We start from the raw sequence: 19,296 nt of genomic DNA on the forward strand, positions 1-19,296 counted from the left end.
AACGGCGCGGCTCTTCCTAGTTTATAGGTGGTACAATGTTATCATTCGTCCAACCAAGGAGAAGCCGCATGACGAAATCTCTGTCCTGGCATGCACCGAAGTTCATCGAAGTTAGCTGCGGCATGGAAATCAATCGCTATGCACCGGCAGACGGTGACGAACCAATCCTGTTCTGAACTGTCTCCCCAGACGCGGGAACAGTTTCATGACGGAGTTCCGCGCAATCGTGATTGGGGCCGCCGCTGGCGGCGGTCTCCCTCAGTGGAATTGTGGTTGTGAAAACTGCCGTTTGGCGCGATTGGGCCTGCCGGATGGAATTGTGCCTCAAACCCAGTCCTCGCTGGCCGTCACATCGGATGGCGACAGCTGGGCGCTGCTCAACGCATCGCCCGACCTGCGACAGCAACTGATCAACACACCCGCCTTGCATCCGCGAGCGTTGCGTGACAGTCCGATCAAGACCGTGCTCCTGACCAATGGCGATATAGATCACATTGCCGGTCTTTTGACGCTGCGGGAAAAGCAGCCGTTCCGGCTGGTGATGACTGCTGCCATTCGCGATATTCTCGCTGCAAATCCGATTTTCAATGCGCTCGATCCGGCTTTCGTAACGCAGGAAATCGTGGCGCTGAATGAGCCCTTCATGCTGGTGCCCGGCATCGAGGCGCGATTGTTTTCCGTGCCCGGAAAAGTGCCGCTCTTCATGGAAAGCGAAAACCCGGACACGGCGCTTGAGGGCGAGCAGACGGTTGGCGTCGAACTCATCACGGTCAGGCACCGGATTTATTACATTCCGGGTTGTGCGCTGCTGCGCGACGATCTCAAGGCTCGGATCAGCGGCGCCGAAATTCTTTATTTCGACGGCACGCTTTTCACCGATGACGAGATGATCAAATCCGGCACCGGCATCAAGTCTGGCCAACGCATGGGGCATATGTCCATCTCGGGCTACGAGGGCAGCCTGAAAGCGCTCGCCAAGGTGGTAGTTCGACGCAAGATATATGTCCATATCAACAATACGAACCCGGTCTGGCGTGATGGCCCCGAGCGGAAGCTGGTCGAGGATAACGGGTTCGAAATCGCCTTTGACGGCAAGGAGATCGCTTTATGAAAGACGCTGCCGACAGGGACACGTTTCACGCCCGACTTCTGGCCATCGGTCATGAGCGTTATCACGACAAGCATCCGTTCCATATCCGGCTGCATGGCGGCGAATGCACCATTACGGAAGTGCGCGCCTGGGTGATCAATCGCTATTGCTATCAAAGCAGCATTCCCATGAAGGATGCGGCGTTCCTTTCACGCTGCGAGGATGTCGATATGCGCCGCGCCTGGCGCTCGCGGATCGAAGACCACGACGGCGGCATCCATGAAGGTGGCGGCATCCGGCGCTGGCTCAAACTGGCCGAAGCCGTTGGCCTTGATCCCGACTATGTGGCGTCCGGCAAGGGCATTTTGGCGGCAACCCGCTTTGCAGTGGGTGCTTATGTACACTATGTCCGCGACAAGCCGCTGCTGGATGCGGTCGCATCGTCGCTTACCGAACTCTTCGCACCGAAAATCCATAAGGATCGCATTGCAGGTCTGCTGAAGCATTATGCCTTTGCCGATGAAGACGCGCTGTCCTATTTCCGCCAGCGGCTCAACGAAGCGCCGGTCGATGTCGAATATGGTCTTGCCTATGTGCTGGAACATGCCGACACTTTGGAAAAGCAGGATGCTGTGGCCGCTGCCCTGACCTTCAAAACGGATGTGCTGTGGGCGCAGCTCGATGCGCTTTACGCGGCCTATGTGGCCCCCGGCATGACCCCGCCCGGCGCATGGGATGGCAGGCAAGGCGTGAATGCCGCATGGGACAAGGCTCTGGCAGAAAAGAGGGTTTCCGCATGAGCGAGACAGGCAGCGTCGCCATCAAACCGGCCGATATCGTAACGCTTGCGCGTGGTGTGAGACTGCGCGTCGATGAGGTGCGCGGACAAACCGTGCTTCTGGCGCCAGAGCGCGCCATGGCGCTCGACGACATTGCGATCCTGATCGTCAATGCGCTTGATGGTGTGCGCAGCATCGATGCGATCTGCGATGCTTTCGCATTGGAATTCAATGCGCCACGCGAACAGGTCGGCAGCGATGTGCTGGCCTTCGTTCAGGAACTGGCCAACCGCCGCATGATCGAGGTTCAGACATGAATCTGGTAATTCAGGAAGCAAAGCTGAAACGGCTGGCACCGCCGCCGATAGCTTTGCTTGCCGAATTGACGCATCGCTGCCCCCTTGCCTGCCCCTATTGTTCCAACCCGCTGGAACTGATTGGCGTAAAGCAGGAGCTTTCGACGCAAGAGTGGATAGAGGTCTTTCGTCAGGCCGCCAAAATGGGCGTTTTGCACCTCCATCTTTCCGGTGGAGAACCGGCTACGCGGCGCGATCTTCTTGAGTTGACCGCGGCTGCCGTCAAGCTTGGGCTTTATACCAATCTCATCACCTCGGGCGTCGGTCTCACCCAAGCACGTGTGGACGCACTCGGGCAGGCTGGTCTCGACCATGTGCAGCTTTCCATACAGGGCACCGGCGCCGCATCGGCGGACCGTATCGGCGGATATAAAGGCGGGTTCGAACGCAAGATGGCCGTCGCGAACTGGGTCACGACGGCGGGCATTCCGCTGACAGTCAACGCCGTCTGCCACAAGCAGAACATGGACCAGCTCGACGCGATGCTGGAGCTTGCGCTGACGCTTGGTGCGCGCCGCATCGAAATTGCAACCGTGCAATTTCACGGCTGGGCAGAGAAAAACAAGGCGGCGCTTTTGCCGACACGCGAGCAGGTCGTCAAAGCCAACCAGACCGTCGCTGAAGCGCGCAAGCGTCTCGAAGGCCGACTTGTGATCGATTATGTTCCGGCTGATTATTATTCGTCCTATCCGAAAGCCTGCATGGGCGGTTGGGGCCGGGTTGGCCTCAATGTTACGCCCGACGGGCGCGTGCTGCCGTGCCATGCCGCAGAAACAATCCCGTCGCTTCGCTTCGACAATGTTCGCGATAAGGGACTGGCCGATATCTGGTTTGATGGCGAGGCCTTTAATGCCTATCGCGGCGATGACTGGATGCCCGACCTCTGCCGCAGTTGCGAGCGCAAGGAGATAGACTTCGGCGGCTGCCGCTGTCAGGCGATGGCGCTGGCTGGTGATGCAAGCGCGACCGATCCGGTCTGTGTACGCTCACCGCTGCGCGATACGGTGACGGCCATGGCGCAGGAAAACGCCGCTGCTCCCATCCCGGATAGCTTTATCTATCGCAAGTTCTGACTGCGGAGCGACACACCCACACTCGTCAGAACCGATTGATCTCAGCTGATTTTGCGCTAACAATCCGTCATCCTTTCCTTTGATGAAATGCTCCCCTTATGGCCGACACCACCACACCCGTTTTCGTCTCCGTTCGCCCTTTTCAACCAACTGATCTGGAAGGCGTATTTTCCGTTATCCTGCCGATCCAGCGGGACGAATATGGCATCGCCATAACCGCCGAAGACCAGCCCGACCTCAATTCCATCGACAGCTTTTATCGGTTAGGCAGCGGGGAGTTCTGGGTTGCGGAACATGATGGGCTTGTCGTAGGAACAATCGCGCTCAAGGATATCGGCAACAACGAAGCCGCTCTGCGGAAAATGTTCGTCGCCGCTGCCTATCGGGGTTCCGGGATTGGGACTGCCAGCAAGCTGTTGTCTGCCCTGCTCGCTCATGCCCGAGAAAAAGGCATTCGCCGTATTTATCTTGGAACGACGGATAAATTTCTCGGCGCACACCGTTTTTATGAAAAGAATGGTTTTACCGTGGTGGAACGGTCTGCCCTGCCAGAGAGTTTTCCTGTCATGGCAGTGGACTCGAAGTTTTATGTAATCGCGCTGTAGGTGCGCTTTCAAAAATTAATCGCCAACAGTGCACGTAAAGTATTCCCGGCAAAAAACTGCAATAGTTCTGTGTGGCATAATGCGCGACAACACTGAGATGGAGCACGCAAAAAGACCAATTCAACTGGAATCGTTTTGCAAGCTGCTTCGACATGACGATGCCATGAGGAAGGGAATACAGCCATGGTCAACAATCCGACGACCAATCGTGCTGAAGCGCAGAAGACCGAGCCTCGCACGGCAACAAGGGTGCCCAGAACGCGCGGTCCCAGCCCAGAGAAGACGGCGCGCACCCGCAGGCAGATCATCAGGTCCGCGATGCGGGAGTTTCTGGACAAGGGCTATGCCAATGCGACCATGGCCGGTATCGCCGAACGCGCCAGCCTCGCCAAAGGCACGGCCTACCGCTATTTCGACACCAAGGAAGATCTCTTTGCTGGCATCGTCCGCGATATCGTGACCAACCCGCTCGGTGAGATTGAAAACTTCCCGATCAGGGCGGACGAGCGGGTTTCCGATTATTGCAAACGCACCATGATCCCGGTGATGCGGACCATCGAGGACAAGGGGCGGGCGACTGTGGCGCGGCTTGTGCTCGCCGAAGGACATGCCTTTCCGTATCTCACGGAAGTTTACCGTACGGAAGTCTATGAGCCTTTTCTGGATCGGATACGCTGGCTGATCGACGTGGCTGAAGAACGCGGAGAGCTGAAGGGCACCATCCTGAAAACCTATCCGCATCTGCTGACCGCGCCCGTGTGGATGAGCATCGTCCATAACGGCCTTCTCGGACAGGATAGCCTGATCGACAGCGCAACCATGTTCGAAGCGCAGGTCGACCTTCTGTTCAAGTGACAGACCGAAACGCATTACGAAAAATTAATCCCGATATATCTTGTTTTTCGATATATCGGGATTTATCTTGTGGTCATGACAAACACAAGCAATGGCGATCCGGATCGCCCAAATCATCCGGAACAAGAAGAAACCCGCCATCGTCACGGTCGCCATGGCGATCATCGCGGCGGTCACCGGGGTGGTCCCTTCGGTGGGCATGGCCGTCATCGCGGGGAACATTCCTATGGCGAACATGACGACCATCGGGGCGAACGACGTGGCCGAGGCGGTCACCGTCGTGAGCGGATTTTCGATTATGGCGACCTGCGCCTGCTGGTCCTTACCATGATCGCCGAACGCCCCCGTCATGGATATGAGCTGATCAAGGATATTTCCGAACGGCTGCAAGGCGTTTACACGCCAAGCCCAGGCGTGATCTATCCGACGCTCTCATGGCTGGACGACATGGGCTACACCGTCACCGAACCCGGCGTTTCAGGCAAGAAGCTCAATCGCATCACGGCAGAGGGTGAGGCCTTTCTGGTCGCAAACCGTGCCGCAGCCGATGCGCTTTTGAGCAGAATAAGCAGTTTTGCCGAAAACAACGGCGAGATGCCGCACACCGTCATTCACGCGCTGAAAAGTCTGAAGATGACGGTTCGCCAAAGGCTGCATCGTGGACCGATGGATGCCGCAAGCGCTGAAGCCATCGTCACCGCACTCAACGAAGCTGCCCGCATTGTGGAGGAAAGCTGATGGATACGTCGAATACGGTCGTGGATTCTGAAGCGTCCATCGCGACCGCCCATGCCAGCCGCTATTTGCAGCAATTGGCCAAGCATTTTGCGCATAAGCTGCCGGTCACTTTCGATCCGGCAGCGGGGCAGATCAGCTTCTCTATCGGCGACTGCCGGTTACGGGCCGATGATGCATTTCTGCATATCGCCCTCACCTCGCCCGATCAGCCTTCGCTGACACAGTTGCAGGATGTGGTCGTGCGGCATCTGGTGCGCTTTGCTTTCCGTGAAGAGCTTGTCGTCAACTGGCGCTGGCTTGAACAAGACACCGCAGGCTAAAGTCTGTGAGAAGACGCCCGCCTTCCGGCCGGCGCAACCTGTTTAGCTCCAATCACGATCCCAGTCAGGCTCACCGCGAAAACTCTCCGCCAGATAGTCGACGAGGGTGCGTACCTTGATCGCCAGATGGCGCGCAGGCGGATAGACCGCATGGATGCCAAGCGGCGTGCTTTCAAACTCGCCAAGGAGCCGCTGCACCCGCCCCTCACGGATGGACGGCCCGGCAATGAATGTTGGGACGTGGGCTATGCCCAATCCGGCAAGGGCCGCATCGAGACAGGCTTCGCCATTGGAAAAATGCAACCGGCCTGCAACATTGACCGCCTCACCGTCGCCGCCTTGTGGGGAAGCGAAATGCCAGACATACGGATCGCGGAAATTCGTATCAATGATGCATCTATGCTGCGTCAGTTCCTGTGGATGAACCGGCGTTCCATGTTCGGCAAGGTAGGACGGTGCGGCCACCAGAACCACCCGCGCATCGCACAGTTTGCGGGCAATCAGGCTACTGTCGAGCGGCTTTCCGATCCGAACCCCGATATCGAAACCTTCATCGACCAGACTGACAACCCGATCAGAAAAGCTCACATCAATCTGGATATCTGGAAAAGATTGCGCGAATTGCAGCAATACGGGCGTCAGCCGCAAAGTTCCGAATGACAAGGGAGCCGTCAGCCGGATGCGTCCAGTCGGAGCGCCCGATGCATTGCGCACCGCGGCTTCCAGCGCGTCAAAGTCCTGCAACAGGCCTTTCATGCGCTCATAATAAGCGTACCCCACCTCGGTCGGCGACAAGGCGCGCGTGGTACGCTTGATAAGCTGGACACCCAGATCGGCTTCCAGCCGCGAAACGAGTTTGGATGCCTGACCGCTGCTTGTTCCAAGCCGTTGCGCCGCCGCAGAAAAACTGCCCGTATCAAGCACCGCCACGAACATGCGTTCACAGTCAAGCCGATCCATCGATTGCTTCCATTTCAGCTATTTTCCACCGTTAAGAACGAGAAAATAGCTGAATATGGAAATTATCCAAGCTTCAAAGAAGACCGCAGAAATGCGGCTGCCATGACGGCGCCGTCGGCTGATATCGTATGGCTGACACCGGGCAGGATATGGCAGGTGGAATTCACGCCAATCTCTCCAAGGCGCGCATTCGCGCTTTCGGATTCGCTTGCCGGAATAACCGGATCGGCGCTGCCGTGCACAAGCATGGCCTGCGTCGCAAGCGTCGGCGTAAACGGTTCTGGCGAAGCCAGCCTGCCAGAAAAGGCAACCACAGCGGCAATGGGCCAGCGACCCGAAACCAGAGCGTCAAGCGACATGATCGCTCCTTGCGAAAAACCGACCAGTGCCACGCGGTCGAGTTTGTCGGCGAAGCCGTGTTCGGAAATGATCCTTGTCAGTGTTTCATCAAAAGGCGCACGCGCCTCGACAATCCGCTGCGGACGGTTGGCCGGGGTGACGCCGCTGACGCTGAACCACTGATGGCCCGAGCCACCCTGATCGAAGGCAAAAGGCGCATCAGGCGCTGCAAATACGGTGCCGGGCAAGCTATCGGCCCAGAACGTGCCAAGCGAAGCGAGGTCCGCGCCGCGACTGCCGACACCGTGAAGGAAAATTACCAAAGAACGCATTTGTCTGTCATTCGCTTTCAGATTTGGACGGGAGCCAGTCCCGGAAGATCGGGGCCAAGCGGCACGATGCCGGTGGGGTTCAGCGCCTTGATGGAATAATAACCGCGCTTGATATGGTCGATGTTGACCGTTTCCCGAATGCCGCGAATAACCAGAATTCGCGTCAGCCAGGCGCTGAGCGCCGCATAATCAACCAGCCGACGCAGATTGCACTTGAACAGGCCATGATAGGCCGCATCGAAGCGCACCAGAGTAACGAAGAGGCGGATATCCGTTTCGGTGAACTGTTCCCCGAACAGAAACGGCCCCTTGGCCGAAAGCCTTGCCTCCAGTTCATCAAGCGTGCGGAACACATCGCGGAAGGCTTCGTCATAGGCGATCTGCGTGGTGGCGAAGCCCGCCCGATAGACGCCATTATTCAGGCTCGGATAGATATGTTCGTTCAGCGCATCGATTTCGGCGCGAAACGGCTCGGGATAAAGGTCGATATCGTTATTGGCGAGATCGCCAAAACCGGTGTTGAACATACGCACGATGTCGGCGGATTCGTTGTTGACGATGGTTTTGGTCTTTTTGTCCCAAAGTACCGGCACGGTGGCGCGTCCCGTATAGTGGGGATCGGCTTTGGTATAGAGCTCATGCATATAGGTTGCGCCATTGAGGCTATCGCGGTTGGACCCCGGATAGTCACCGAAACGCCAGCCCTGATCCGTCAGCGCAGGCTCTACCACCGAGATCGAAATGAGCTTGTCCAGCCCTTTTAGCTTGCGCGCGATCAGCGTGCGCGAGGCCCATGGGCAGATATAGGCCACATAGAGATGATAGCGGTCGGCTTCCGCCTTGAAACCCGCCTCGCCGGTCGGTCCCGCGCTGCCATCCGGTGTGACCCAGTGACGGAAACCGGAAATCTGGCGCACGAAGCCGCCCTTCTCATCCTTGGCCTGAACCGGCTGCCAGTCTTCAGTCCATTTTCCGTCTACCAGCATGGCGTCTGTCCTTGATGTTCGCATGAAGTACGAGACGCCGTATAGATGCCTCGTTTCAAACCGTTGATTACTGAACCGGATATTGTCAGAGAAAACGCCCCCTGATTAGCGGGGTGAAACGAAGCTAATTCCTTCCGTTTTGGAAGAAATAATCAGGCTACAATCTGCAATTCCGTACAGATACGGTTACGTCCCAGATCCTTGGCGCGATAAAGCGCGGCATCCGCGCGACGGAAAACCGTCTCAAACCCGGTATCCGCCGCGGTCAGAAAAGCGATACCGGCGCTGGTGGTGGTGCTGAAAGGAGCATGCGTCGTATCGAAAGACGCCGAAGCAAAAGCCTTGCGGATTTTGTCCGCGATCGCCAGAACATTCACATTGGATGTTTGGCGCAGGATGAGCACGAATTCCTCGCCGCCTATGCGTGCAATGAGCGCATCCTGCCCGGCATAGGCACGAATGATGCCTGCGAATTCCAGCAATACGCGATCTCCGACCGTATGACCGTGGCTATCATTGATCGACTTGAAGGCATCCAGATCGAACACGATTACGGAATCGCCGATGCGCATCACATCGATGGCCAGACTGTCGTAAAGCGCCCGCCGGTTGAGCAACCCTGTCAGGCTGTCCGTGCGCGCTTCGTTCGCATGGCGACGCGCCACACGCGACTGCGTGAAGGTCAGTGATAGCGCCCCGATCCCCGTAATGCCGATGATCGCCATGATGGCATTGAAATCTTCCGCCAGATTGCTCGGCATACTGGTCAGCGTCCATTGCCGGTCAAAGACAATGACGGAACCGCAGAGCAAAAACGATATGGCCGTCAGCAGATAAAGCACCATCATGCCAACAACGGGAACCGGGGCCTCCTCATAGACCGAGATATATTCCCTGGCGGTGATGAACAGCAGAAATGCGGCAATGAAGTTGAAGAGCGCAATGCCGATACCGGCAACGCCCAAGACAATCGGCACCAGAACAGCGGTAATCGCTATGATCGAAAATGCAACGAGTTGCTTCCTGTTGACCGGATTGCTGGATATCTGCCTTGCGCCGACAAACAGCAAAACGAAGCCCACCGTCATGACGCTGAAAGCAATGACCAGCGACGGAACCAGCGCCAGGAGGCCGGAATAGTTGAGCACGGCGCCCGCGCCGAGCAGGATCATGCCCAGGCAACCCCAGAGCAGGAACCTGTCCATCCGGTTCTGATACCAGACACTCAAAATCGTCAGCGCCACCGCAAGTGAACACAAGCCCGCTGCGAAGAATAGCGTGTTCTGGTCTAGCTCCAAGATTAACTCCGCACCCCTGTAAAGCGCTTGCGATCCGACAGTGCCGGATCGGCGCTCTAACTAATTTTTGTCGCGCACATTCTGCCCGAGACCCGTCTTTCGCGGTTTTCGGCGCGTGCTCTCGCCCATATTGAACCGGGAGTTTAGCGACAGAATGCCAAAGAATCGATACTTACTTATTTAAGTTAAGATCAAATTCTTACTGCCACCGCGCGGCGGGCAGAAATTTTTTACTTCTTGACCCGAACCGAGCCAATAAAAATCAAGCATCCCCCGATGTTTTATCTTCAATCTTTTCAAGGGGTTTCGACTGTTTCCGGATACTTCCCCGCCACAGCGAAAATCGCATCTGGTGTTTGCGGCAAAGCGGCAATCTCGCCCAACGGCACCGGCTTTACCGGCTCGCGCAGACGATAAAAACCGATCTGTTCCGGCGTGCAATTGCGCACTTCAGCCAGAATTTCAGTCACCGTGGAACTGCAAAGACGTCCCTGACATGGCCCCATGCCGCAGCGCACCATGGTCTTGAGCTGGTTGGGACCAACGACATGCGGCGCGGCATCGCGGATTGTTCCCACCGTCACTTCTTCACAGCGACAGACGATCACACCGCGATCCGCTGGGGCGCGAAATGCCTGCCCCGGCTGATAAAGCGCATCAATGAAACCCCGCCCCCGCCCCAACCGTCGGCCCTGCCTGCGCAGAACATCGATCTTCGGTTGCAAGCCCGCTGCTCGTTCCGGAAAAATATCCTGACAGGCGGCCAGTGCCGCAATGCGCCCGCTCACCCCAGCAAGCAAGGCACCGCCGATACCGCCGCCATCGCCCGCAACATAGATCGCCTCGACCGAGCTTCGACCGTTCTCGCCCAGTTTCGGTTGGAAGCACTTCTGCCCATCGTTCCAGACAAGCGCGCAACCGGACGCATTGGCGAGATTATTGTTCGGAATAACACCCTGATGCAGAAAAACACTATCGACGGCAAGCCTGTGTTCCTTGCCATTTGCCGTAAAGACGATGGCCTCGGCCTTGTCTTTTCCAGAAATGGCGATGCTCGTAACACCGGAAAAGACAGGCACCGATTTTCGCACGTTCAAGAGCAGCGAAAGCCCCTTCAATCCATAGGACGAGGTGAGGAACGACAGCAAATGCGGCATGGCTTTTCGGCGGTTTTCCACCGGTGTCGTATCGAGCAAGGCAGCGATCTTGCCTCCAGCTTTCAAAAGCTGCACTGCGAACAGGTAGAGCAACGGTCCTGTGCCCGCCAACACGACGCGCCCTTCTGGAATGAGCCCGGCGGTCTTCAATGCTATCTGCGCCGCACCAACGGTCATCACGGTCGGCAATGTCCAGCCTTTGACGGGCATCGGGCGTTCCATCGCTCCGGTCGCAAAGACGACGCGGCGCGCATAAACAATCCCGCTTTTGCCGCCTGCCGACAATCGCAGTTCAACGCCGGTTCCGTTCGGTTCTTCCCGCTGCTCGACGCTCCAGACAAGCGCCTGCGGCACGTAGGTTGTTTCGCTTGCCAGAAACGCTTTCAGAACATTTTTGCCGCGCCAATAGTCTTTGCCGAGAAACGGTCGGCGCTCAGGTCTATTCTGTTCGATGCCGCGATAAATCTGCCCGCCCGCTGCGGGATTTTCGTCGAACAGCACCACCTTTGCGCCGATTGCGCTCGCTTCGGCAGCAGCAGCCATGCCTGCCGCGCCTGCACCAATGATGGCGAGGTCGTACAACGTATCGAGCGCGTGAATATCGAAAACTGACCTAACCATTATCATTCCCCTCCAAAGCGCGCGCGCCACTTTGGGACGAAATGATCATTCCGTCAGACACTTGTGTCATGCAGGCCTGCCGGTTCTGCACGCCATTGATGGTAACAAGGCACTCGAAACAGACGCCCATCAGGCAATAGGCGGCGCGTGGTTGATCGCCCACGACACTGTTTCTAAGCTTGGTTATGCCCTCGCCAAGCAAGGCGGCGGCGACCGTTACATGTGCAGACACGGTCAGCGGGCGCGCATCGAAGGTAATCGACACGGTTTCGTTCGGAATGTCGGTTTTACGAAACATGGAACCTCCGCCCGGAGAATGCATCATCCGCCAGATGCTTTGCATCGGTTGCGATTTGCTGCGCAATCGTAATGGCGTGATTGGCTGCCAGCGTCACGCCCGAATGGCACATGACCACGTAAGCGCCGGGATGGCTCGCGGACTGCTCATAGATCGGCAAGCCATCCGGTGTCTTGACGCGAAACCCTGCCCAGCTTCGCACGACATTGACCTCTGCCAGATGCGGAAAGGCCCGCACAGCCCGGTTGGCCAGAACCGCGCTGATATCCTGATTGGTGGCAATCCGGTCCGTATGCGTCTCCTGACTATCGCCGATCATAACACCGCCCTCATCGGTCTGGCGCAGCGTCGCCGCCGTATAGGGGAAGAATGGCGCACATTTTTCCGTCACCAGAATCTGCCCTTTGCTGCGCACCACCGGCGTATGCAAGCCGACACCTTGAGCCAGGACGGGGTTGCCATTGCCAGCCGCAAGGACAACGCGCTCGGTGAAAACTTCGCCCCAAGTGCCACGCAGCAGAAACCCGCCGTCTTGCGGAGTAACCGAGGTCACTTCGCTGTGCGGCTGATAGGAAGCGCCGAGCTTCAACATGCCTTCATGCAAAGCATGAAACAGACGCAGTGAATTCACGTCGCCATCCATGGGGGAATAGATCGAGCCGATAACATCACGACCAATTGACGGCAGCATTTTTGCCGTTCCGCTGTGGTCGAGCACGACATGCTCCGGCGCGTCATGGCCCAGTTCACGTGCAACGGCCTCTACATCGCCCGTGTACATTTCAAGCTCGCGCTCGTCGTAGCAGAAAATGAAAGCGCCCTTCTGTTTTAAGGCGACATCAATGCCGGTCACTTCACGCAGATCATCTGCCAATGTCGGCCACAGCCGCGCCGATTGCATCGTCCAACGCGCATAATGTGGAGCGCCGACACCCTTTCCCTGCACCCAGATGAGCGCGAAATTGGCACGTGATGCGCGCAACGAAAGGTCTTCACCATCAAGAAGCAGCGGGCGCATGCCAGAGCGTAAAAGCCCCCAGGCAATGGCCGAGCCCACCAGCCCTGCCCCGACGATAACAATGTTCTGATCCGGCAAACTGCGCATTCGACTGTTCAATCACATCATTTCATATATGCCGTGGTTCCCTGAAAGGCACGATCAAGAAAACACGGGCACGCAGACGTTTGACAGTGTGCTACCGCGCAGTCAAATTCCAAATGGAAGCAGGCAATCATAAGTTACGCGAAACGCTCCGTACACGCAGGATCATGATAATAGCTATTGAAAATTATTACAGAAATTGCGTAGAAATTAGAAAAAATTACCACGAATGCAACCAGCGGTCCCGATAGAACGGAACCCAAGAGTACGCCTGCAACCCAGGCCCAATTCATACAATGCGAGTACCCGCCATGTCGGATCACAACCCCAACTCTCTTTCCCCAAATCGCCGTCAGTTTTTGCTTGGAGCAGGCAGTGCACTGGCGCTTGGCGCGACCGGCAGCTTCTGGATGCCCGGTCAGGCGCGCGCGCAGGATGCCGCGCCACGCAAGGGCGGCCATCTGATCATGGGTCTCGACACGGCGTCGAGTTCAGACCGGCTCGATCCGGCCTATTATCCGGAAGCCTATATGTATTCGGTGGGTTTTCAGCTCTTCAACACCCTGCTTGAACCGACCCCGGACGGTCGCCTCTACGGCGCGCTTGTCGAAAGCTGGGAAGCGACCAAGCCTGATGCATCGCAGTGGGTTTTCAAGCTCAAGAAGGGCATCCAGTTCCACAACGGCAAAGAGCTGAAAGCCGAAGACGTCATCTATTCGCTGAACCATCATCGCGGCGAAAACAGCAATTCCGGTGGCAAAGGCTTCCTGCTCGCTGTGACGGAATTGAAGGCGACCGATCCATATGAAGTGACGATCACGCTCGACAAGGGCAATGCCGACTTCCCCGCAGCTCTGACCGACGTGCATCTTGGTATCACGCCGCTCGATGCGGATTTCGATAAGGGTATCGGCACCGGCGCTTTCATTCTGGAAGATTTCCAGCCGGGCGTCCGGGCGCTGACACGCCGCAACCCGAACTATTGGGCGCCAGATCGCGCCAATGTGGAATCCGTCGAAACGATCGCCATGAGCGATGCGACCGCCCGCATGGCCGCATTGCTGAGCGGGCAGGTTCATGTCGTCAATCGCGTAGACGCCCGCTCGGTAGGTCTCGTTTCGTCGCGTCCCGGCGTGCAGATCCTGAAAACGCCGGAAAACACCATGTATTGCCTACCAATGCGGGTCGATACGGCACCGTTTGACAATAATGATGTACGTCTGGCGCTGAAATACGCCATCGACCGCGAAGAACTGCAGAAGAGCATTCTTGGCGGCACCGGCTCAATTGGCAACGACAATCCGATTTCGTCGTCAAACCCGTATTATTCCAAGGACATTCCGCAGCGCGCCTACGACCCGGAAAAGGCGGCCTTCCACTTCAAAAAGTCTGGCTATAGCGGAAATATTCCGCTGGTCGTTTCCGAAAACGGTTTCCCCGGCGCGGTTGATGCGGCGCAGGTCTATCAGGCAGCAGCCGCCAAGGCCGGTATCACCATCGACGTGGAACGCGTGCCGTCCGACGGCTATTGGGACGAAATCTGGCTGAAGCGCCCGTTCGTCGCCTCCAACTGGGCCGTTCGCCCGACCGCCGACGCCATGCTGTCGATGATCCTGCAATCGGATGCGCCGTGGAACGAAACCGCCTGGAAGAACGAAGCCTTCGACAAGCTGCTTGCTGAAGCCCGCGTCGAACTGGACGAGGAAAAGCGCAAGAAAATCTACCATGACATTCAGGTAATCATGGTGGATGAAGGCGGTGAGCTTATCCCGCTCTTTGCCGACAACCTTGCCGCAGCAACGGACAAGATCAAGGGCTTTACCCCGACGCCATCCGGCGGCGATATGAGCGGCTATCGTTTGGCGGAAAAAATCTGGTTCGAGGAATAATCGACCGAACACAAGAAGCGTATCTAAACAAAAGCCTCCTTGCCGGGAACGCTCGGCAAGGAGGCTTTTTTCGTTGTCGCTTACTTGCCCCGCATCTGTTCGCCTGCATTTTTGGCAAAACGCAGGTTCCAGAAGGTCGCCGTCAGCGAAATGCCGGTGACGACGAGAAACGCCGTCGAGAAATCGGAGATGACGGGCACGTCACGGGCATGCAGGTTCATGGATGCATGCAGTATCAGTGCCGCCACACAAACGCCGACCGACAGCATGAGCTGCTGGAACGTTGAATAGAAGCTGTTGGCGGAACTCATCCGCTTTGCGTCCACCCGGTCATACGCCACGGTGTTATAGGCAGTGAACTGGAACGACATGGAAAAGCCCGACATGGCCAGCACGATGAAGATCAGCCAGTGCGGCCAGTCCGGCGTGAAAAAGGCGCAGATCGCATAGCTGCATGCAGAGAATATGCCATTGACGACCAGCGACATCCGGAAGCCGAACTGCCGGATAATGCGCGGCGCGAAGGCCTTCATGGCCAGCGCACCAAGCGCAGTCGCAAGCACCATATTGCCCGCCGCAACGGCAGACAGGCCAAAGCCGATTTGAAGCATCAGTGGCAGCAGAAACGGATGCGCGCCCTGCGTGATACGAGTGATCGACCCCGCAATCATCGAGGTTCCGAAGCTTTCAATCCGCAGCAGAGAAAAATCTAACATCGGCGCCGGATGACGGCGCGAATGGACGATTGTGGCAACCCCGAAGACAATGCCGACCACAAACAGTTTCAGCGCCAGGTTCCCGCCTTCGGGATTGCTCGCCGTTTCCAGACTGAACAGCAGGGCACCGAGCGCAATACCGGACAGGATCAAGCCCATGAAATCGAACGGTTCACGCGTTTCGCTTTTATATTCGCCGATATAAAGCGATACGAAAACCATGCCCAGAATGCCGATGGGAACATTGATGTAGAAAATCCAGCGCCAGTCCAGATATGTCACAAACAGACCACCGAGCGGCGGCCCGAGAATGGGGCCCATAAGGGCTGGCACCAGCATCCACGACATGGCGGCGATGAGGTCTTTGCGTTCCACGGAGCGGATCAGCACCAGACGACCGACCGGCAGCATCATCGCGCCGCCTGCGCCCTGCAACAGCCGGGCCGCGACCAGACAGGGCAGGTTCGGCGCCTGCGCGCAGAGCACGGAACCCAGAATGAAGATTGCAATCGCGAAGCGGAAAACCGTGCGCGTGCCGAAGCGGTCGGCGATCTTGCCACTGGCCGGGATGAAAATCGCAAGGCTCAGCAGATAGGAAGTCAGTGCCACGCTCATGGAAGGCGCCCCGACATTGAAATCGCGCGCCATGGTCGGCAGTGCCGTGGCCAGAATGGTCGCGTCGAGCTGTTCCATCAGCATGGCGCTGGCGACAATCAGTGCGACGATGCGAAAATTGCTTTTGCCCTCCGAAGCTGCGGCTTCGGCGGTTGAATTCTGGCTCTCGAGGCTGACACTCATGGCTATTCCAGCGCTGCGGACTCGCTCGCCGAGACAATGCCGATCAGCGAGTAAACAATGGACGACTCACACAAAACTGCGAGCAGTAAACTCAGTCCTCCACCGTTGACGGCATATATCACAGATCACGGCGAAACATAGCCGCTCAAGAGAATTTGACCTCGGATTCATTTATGGATCAGGGCGACGTCGCGCTTGTGGTGCGTTTCAGCGACAGGTTCCGCTCGCGGATCATGGAGAACAGACCAGCGCCAACAACGATGAAAGCGCCAGCAATGACGTTCCATGTCAGCATTTCGTGGAAAACCAGCGTGGCGATAAAAGCGGTTATGACCAGCTGGAGATAGGTCAGCGGCTGCAATTCCCCCGCTTCAAGGATTTCGTAAGCCCGGATGAGGCAGCAATGGCTCGCAATGCCGCACACGCAGCACGCTGCCAGCCACAGCCAATCCTCCGGCGCGATAGGTACGATATAAAAGACACCCACGGCTGTCAGCACCACAGCGCCGCCGATCGCCGTATAGAAGAAGCTTGTCATAGTGTCGTCATCCCTGCTGACCGCACGCGTTGCCACGACATAAATCGCCAAGAGACAGGAAGCCGCCACGGCGAACAGAACATTGGCATCAAAATGCGCATTGACCGGGTTGATGATCAAAAGCACACCGCCCAGACCAAGGGTGACCGCCATCCAACGCGGCCACCTGACCTTTTCGCCCAGAAACGGTACGGAAAGCATGGTGACCAGCAAAGGCGAACTTTGAAAGATCGTTTGCGCTACGGCAAGGCCTGCCCGGCTCAAGGCAAAAATCGCTGCGACAACACCAACAGCCAATATGACACCCCGGGCAATCTGGAGAAAGGGATGCTTCGTGGACGCAGCCTTCACGATACCCCCGGACCGCATGGCCAGCAGAATGACGAAGGCCGCGAACACCCAGTAACGGACCATCGCAATGAAGATTGGCGAATAGGCCGTGCCAAGATATTTCGACAGGCCATTCTGCACCGCAAAGATGGATACGGAGGCAATTTTGAACAGGTAGCCTCGGCTCTTGGGGGTCATATGCAATACTCAAAACCGCCCGCAACAGGTGAAAATCTGCTTAAAGGAATAGTTTTGAGTAATCCCCGCCATCACAGATTGCTACAACGAAACCCGTTATTTTTCGTCGTCGGCAGCAGAGGAATTTTAAATTCATTTTTGGTTTAGGGCGTCGTCGCGCTTGTGGTGCGTTTCAGCGACAGGCTCCGCTCGCGGAACATGGAGAACAGACCAGCACCAACAACGATGAAAGCGCCAGTGATAACGTTCCATGTCAGGGTTTCGTGGAAAACCAGCGTGGCGATAAAAGCGCCGATGACCAGCTGGAGATAGGTCAGCGGCTGCACTTCGCCCGCTTCGAGAATGTCATAAGCGCGGATAAGGCAATAATGGCTCGCAATGCCGCAAACACAGAGCGCGGCCATCCAAAACCAGTCATGCGGCGCGATGGGTACGAGATAGAAGACGCCCACCGCCGTCAACACCACGACACCCCCGATCCCCGTATAGAAGAAGCTGGTCATGGCGTCGTCATCCTTGCTCACCGCACGCGTTGCCACGGCATAGATCGCGAACATGAAGGTCGCAGCCACGGAAAACAGGATATTGGCATCGAAATGCGCGTTGACCGGGTTGATGATCAAAAGCACGCCGCACAGGCCGATAATGATCGCCGTCCAGCGACGCCAGCCGACCTTTTCGCCCAGAAACGGCACGGAAAGCATGGTGACCAGCAGTGGCGCGCCCTGAAAGACCGACTGCGCCATGGCCATTCCGGCCCGGCTGAGGCCGAAAATGAAGGTGACGATTTCCGCCGCCAATAACACACCACGAGTAATCTGCAGAAAGGGGCGCTTCGTGGAAGCGACCTTGACGATTCCGCCAGACCGCATGGCCAGCAGAATGACGAAAATTGCGAACACCCAGTAGCGGATCATCGTGATGAAAATCGGCGAATAATGCGTGCCAAGATATTTCGATATGCCGTCCTGCGCCGCAAAAATGGTCACCGCGAGGATCGTGAAGAAGTAGCCTTGGCTCTTGGGGGTCATACGCCATACTCTAAGCCGCCCGAAACGGGTGACGGTCTGTCTTGAGGGGATAAGTCTGAGTAATCCGAACGACGGCGGATTACCACAACAAAGCCAACTATTTTTTGCCAGTCGCAACGGAAACTCGATTTCACGCAGTTTATGGTTGAGGGAGCGTCCTACGCTTACCCTTCCTCTTTGCTCGCTTTTTGCATGGCCCTAATCGCTAGCGACGGGTCGAATATTGCAGCCTGTTGCACGATGTGCGCGCCGCAGGGGGAACAGATTGTCCGCGTGCAGGTTTATCCACCGCTGCGGGGCAAGACAGAAAGTGAGACGATGCAATGAAAAAGGCGCTTATTCTTACAGCGGCAGCGTTTCTTGCGACAACCGGTCTGGCCGCCGCGCAGGATGCTGTCATCATCGAAGTGCCCCAGTCCGCACGCGATTATGTCATCGCCCATCCCGTCGATCCGGTTGTCATTCAGGACGATATCGCTCAGGGCTATGTGGTGCCGGAAGCTGTTGTCGTGCGCCCCATCCCAGACAATCCCGACTTCGGCTATATCTATGTGAATGGCGAACCGGTGATCGTTTCGATGCAGAACCGGCAGGTGGTTTATTATGACGAAGGACCCAATGCAGGTCCTCCCGTGCCCGTTGTGCCGGATGATGTCGTGACCTTCATTGAAAGCCATCCAATTGAGCCCATCACCATCGAAGGCGAGGTGACGGAAGGCATGGTGATACCGGAAGATGTGCCACTGGTGGCCGTCCCGGATCAGCCGAATTATTCCTACGTCTATATCGATCAGCGCCCGGCACTCGTTGAGCCGCAGACGCGCCGCGTCATCTGGGTGAAATGAATTCCCCACCCTCCCCGCGCTTCAGAGCGCGGGGATATGCGG

General features: G+C 57.0%; 21 protein-coding genes. 11 read left to right on the plus strand and 10 right to left on the minus strand.

Going from position 1 to position 19,296, the window contains the following annotated elements:
- Positions 1-80 precede the first annotated feature (80 nt).
- The 9 genes from pqqA (at position 81) to FIC94_RS02965 (ending at position 5,816) form a co-directional block, all read left to right on the plus strand.
- Positions 81-176: a pyrroloquinoline quinone precursor peptide PqqA gene (gene pqqA / locus FIC94_RS02925; protein WP_078337071.1), complete on the plus strand. Its 96-nt coding sequence runs from the start codon at positions 81-83 to the stop codon at positions 174-176.
- 29 nt (positions 177-205) lie between these two features.
- The gene (gene pqqB / locus FIC94_RS02930; protein WP_140023852.1) at positions 206-1,111 is read left to right on the plus strand and encodes a pyrroloquinoline quinone biosynthesis protein PqqB; all 906 of its coding nucleotides are present in this window, start codon (positions 206-208) and stop codon (positions 1,109-1,111) included.
- Positions 1,108-1,890, plus strand: coding sequence for a pyrroloquinoline-quinone synthase PqqC (gene pqqC / locus FIC94_RS02935; RefSeq protein WP_140023853.1), 783 nt, complete (start codon positions 1,108-1,110; stop codon positions 1,888-1,890). Before pqqB ends, pqqC begins: the two co-directional genes overlap by 4 nt.
- Positions 1,887-2,186: a pyrroloquinoline quinone biosynthesis peptide chaperone PqqD gene (gene pqqD, locus FIC94_RS02940; protein WP_109367265.1), complete on the plus strand. Its 300-nt coding sequence runs from the start codon at positions 1,887-1,889 to the stop codon at positions 2,184-2,186. Before pqqC ends, pqqD begins: the two co-directional genes overlap by 4 nt.
- The gene (gene pqqE, locus FIC94_RS02945) at positions 2,183-3,298 is read left to right on the plus strand and encodes a pyrroloquinoline quinone biosynthesis protein PqqE (RefSeq protein WP_140023854.1); all 1,116 of its coding nucleotides are present in this window, start codon (positions 2,183-2,185) and stop codon (positions 3,296-3,298) included. The genes pqqD and pqqE overlap by 4 nt, the downstream gene beginning before the upstream one ends.
- A 98-nt stretch (positions 3,299-3,396) precedes the next feature.
- Positions 3,397-3,903, plus strand: coding sequence for a GNAT family N-acetyltransferase (locus tag FIC94_RS02950; protein ID WP_140023855.1), 507 nt, complete (start codon positions 3,397-3,399; stop codon positions 3,901-3,903).
- Between the two features lie 183 nt (positions 3,904-4,086).
- Positions 4,087-4,758, plus strand: a complete 672-nt coding sequence (locus FIC94_RS02955; protein ID WP_109367262.1) for a TetR/AcrR family transcriptional regulator — start codon at positions 4,087-4,089, stop codon at positions 4,756-4,758.
- Between the two features lie 75 nt (positions 4,759-4,833).
- Positions 4,834-5,496 (plus strand): PadR family transcriptional regulator, encoded by a 663-nt coding sequence (locus FIC94_RS02960; RefSeq protein WP_140023856.1) that lies wholly within the window; start codon positions 4,834-4,836, stop codon positions 5,494-5,496.
- Positions 5,496-5,816, plus strand: coding sequence for a DUF2218 domain-containing protein (locus tag FIC94_RS02965; protein WP_140023857.1), 321 nt, complete (start codon positions 5,496-5,498; stop codon positions 5,814-5,816). Before FIC94_RS02960 ends, FIC94_RS02965 begins: the two co-directional genes overlap by 1 nt.
- Positions 5,817-5,858: 42 nt before the next feature.
- On the opposite strand, the gene FIC94_RS02970 is transcribed toward FIC94_RS02965, so the two are convergent.
- From FIC94_RS02970 to FIC94_RS03000, 7 genes are all read right to left on the minus strand, one after another.
- Positions 5,859-6,776: a LysR family transcriptional regulator gene (locus FIC94_RS02970; RefSeq protein ID WP_140023858.1), complete on the minus strand. Its 918-nt coding sequence runs from the start codon at positions 6,774-6,776 to the stop codon at positions 5,859-5,861.
- 62 nt (positions 6,777-6,838) lie between these two features.
- Positions 6,839-7,468 (minus strand): alpha/beta hydrolase, encoded by a 630-nt coding sequence (locus tag FIC94_RS02975; RefSeq protein ID WP_268967491.1) that lies wholly within the window; start codon positions 7,466-7,468, stop codon positions 6,839-6,841.
- Entirely contained in the window at positions 7,465-8,433 is a 969-nt protein-coding gene (locus FIC94_RS02980; RefSeq protein WP_140023860.1) for a glutathione S-transferase family protein, read from the minus strand. Before FIC94_RS02980 ends, FIC94_RS02975 begins: the two co-directional genes overlap by 4 nt.
- Positions 8,434-8,585: 152 nt before the next feature.
- On the minus strand, positions 8,586-9,731 hold the full coding sequence (locus FIC94_RS02985) for a GGDEF domain-containing protein (protein WP_140023861.1): 1,146 nt from the start codon (positions 9,729-9,731) through the stop codon (positions 8,586-8,588).
- A 296-nt stretch (positions 9,732-10,027) separates the two neighbouring features.
- Positions 10,028-11,515, minus strand: a complete 1,488-nt coding sequence (locus FIC94_RS02990) for an FAD/NAD(P)-dependent oxidoreductase (protein ID WP_371830883.1) — start codon at positions 11,513-11,515, stop codon at positions 10,028-10,030.
- Positions 11,502-11,807: a (2Fe-2S)-binding protein gene (locus FIC94_RS02995; protein ID WP_140023863.1), complete on the minus strand. Its 306-nt coding sequence runs from the start codon at positions 11,805-11,807 to the stop codon at positions 11,502-11,504. Before FIC94_RS02995 ends, FIC94_RS02990 begins: the two co-directional genes overlap by 14 nt.
- Complete coding sequence (locus tag FIC94_RS03000) at positions 11,797-12,912, minus strand: NAD(P)/FAD-dependent oxidoreductase (protein WP_140023864.1); 1,116 nt, start codon at positions 12,910-12,912, stop codon at positions 11,797-11,799. Before FIC94_RS03000 ends, FIC94_RS02995 begins: the two co-directional genes overlap by 11 nt.
- A gap of 308 nt (positions 12,913-13,220) precedes the next feature.
- Between FIC94_RS03000 and FIC94_RS03005 the strand changes: the two genes are divergently transcribed.
- Positions 13,221-14,798 carry an ABC transporter substrate-binding protein gene (locus FIC94_RS03005; protein WP_140023865.1) on the plus strand — a complete coding sequence of 526 codons (1,578 nt, stop codon included), beginning with the start codon at positions 13,221-13,223 and terminating at the stop codon, positions 14,796-14,798.
- Positions 14,799-14,878: 80 nt separating this feature from the next.
- Here the strand turns inward: FIC94_RS03005 and FIC94_RS03010 are convergent, their stop codons facing one another.
- The 3 genes from FIC94_RS03010 to FIC94_RS03020 form a co-directional block, all read right to left on the minus strand.
- Positions 14,879-16,312, minus strand: coding sequence for an MDR family MFS transporter (locus FIC94_RS03010; RefSeq protein WP_140023866.1), 1,434 nt, complete (start codon positions 16,310-16,312; stop codon positions 14,879-14,881).
- Positions 16,313-16,490: 178 nt separating this feature from the next.
- Positions 16,491-17,378 carry a DMT family transporter gene (locus FIC94_RS03015; RefSeq protein WP_140023867.1) on the minus strand — a complete coding sequence of 296 codons (888 nt, stop codon included), beginning with the start codon at positions 17,376-17,378 and terminating at the stop codon, positions 16,491-16,493.
- A 143-nt stretch (positions 17,379-17,521) separates the two neighbouring features.
- A complete protein-coding gene (locus tag FIC94_RS03020; protein ID WP_140023868.1) occupies positions 17,522-18,409 on the minus strand; it encodes a DMT family transporter in 888 nt (295 codons plus the stop codon).
- A 323-nt stretch (positions 18,410-18,732) separates the two neighbouring features.
- Between FIC94_RS03020 and FIC94_RS03025 the strand changes: the two genes are divergently transcribed.
- Entirely contained in the window at positions 18,733-19,254 is a 522-nt protein-coding gene (locus FIC94_RS03025; protein WP_121538257.1) for a DUF1236 domain-containing protein, read from the plus strand.
- Positions 19,255-19,296: the final 42 nt, after the last annotated feature.

The sequence above is a fragment of the Ochrobactrum teleogrylli genome (genome assembly GCF_006376685.1).
Lineage (GTDB): Bacteria > Pseudomonadota > Alphaproteobacteria > Rhizobiales > Rhizobiaceae > Brucella > Brucella teleogrylli.

Bases quoted from the DNA above. Each gene is read 5' to 3' on its own strand.
- pqqE (WP_140023854.1), top strand. From the start codon at position 2,183: ATGAATCTGGTAATTCAGGAAGCAAAGCTGAAACGGCTGGCACCGCCG.
- FIC94_RS03020 (WP_140023868.1), bottom strand. From the start codon at position 18,409: ATGACCCCCAAGAGCCAAGGCTACTTCTTCACGATCCTCGCGGTGACC.
- FIC94_RS03015 (WP_140023867.1), bottom strand. From the start codon at position 17,378: ATGACCCCCAAGAGCCGAGGCTACCTGTTCAAAATTGCCTCCGTATCC.
- pqqD (WP_109367265.1), top strand. From the start codon at position 1,887: ATGAGCGAGACAGGCAGCGTCGCCATCAAACCGGCCGATATCGTAACG.
- FIC94_RS02950 (WP_140023855.1), top strand. From the start codon at position 3,397: ATGGCCGACACCACCACACCCGTTTTCGTCTCCGTTCGCCCTTTTCAA.
- pqqB (WP_140023852.1), top strand. From the start codon at position 206: ATGACGGAGTTCCGCGCAATCGTGATTGGGGCCGCCGCTGGCGGCGGT.
- FIC94_RS02970 (WP_140023858.1), bottom strand. From the start codon at position 6,776: ATGGATCGGCTTGACTGTGAACGCATGTTCGTGGCGGTGCTTGATACG.
- FIC94_RS02980 (WP_140023860.1), bottom strand. From the start codon at position 8,433: ATGCTGGTAGACGGAAAATGGACTGAAGACTGGCAGCCGGTTCAGGCC.
- FIC94_RS02965 (WP_140023857.1), top strand. From the start codon at position 5,496: ATGGATACGTCGAATACGGTCGTGGATTCTGAAGCGTCCATCGCGACC.
- FIC94_RS03010 (WP_140023866.1), bottom strand. From the start codon at position 16,312: ATGAGTGTCAGCCTCGAGAGCCAGAATTCAACCGCCGAAGCCGCAGCT.
- pqqC (WP_140023853.1), top strand. From the start codon at position 1,108: ATGAAAGACGCTGCCGACAGGGACACGTTTCACGCCCGACTTCTGGCC.
- FIC94_RS03025 (WP_121538257.1), top strand. From the start codon at position 18,733: ATGAAAAAGGCGCTTATTCTTACAGCGGCAGCGTTTCTTGCGACAACC.
- FIC94_RS02955 (WP_109367262.1), top strand. From the start codon at position 4,087: ATGGTCAACAATCCGACGACCAATCGTGCTGAAGCGCAGAAGACCGAG.
- FIC94_RS03005 (WP_140023865.1), top strand. From the start codon at position 13,221: ATGTCGGATCACAACCCCAACTCTCTTTCCCCAAATCGCCGTCAGTTT.
- FIC94_RS02995 (WP_140023863.1), bottom strand. From the start codon at position 11,807: ATGTTTCGTAAAACCGACATTCCGAACGAAACCGTGTCGATTACCTTC.
- FIC94_RS02960 (WP_140023856.1), top strand. From the start codon at position 4,834: ATGACAAACACAAGCAATGGCGATCCGGATCGCCCAAATCATCCGGAA.
- FIC94_RS03000 (WP_140023864.1), bottom strand. From the start codon at position 12,912: ATGCGCAGTTTGCCGGATCAGAACATTGTTATCGTCGGGGCAGGGCTG.
- FIC94_RS02990 (WP_371830883.1), bottom strand. From the start codon at position 11,515: ATGATAATGGTTAGGTCAGTTTTCGATATTCACGCGCTCGATACGTTG.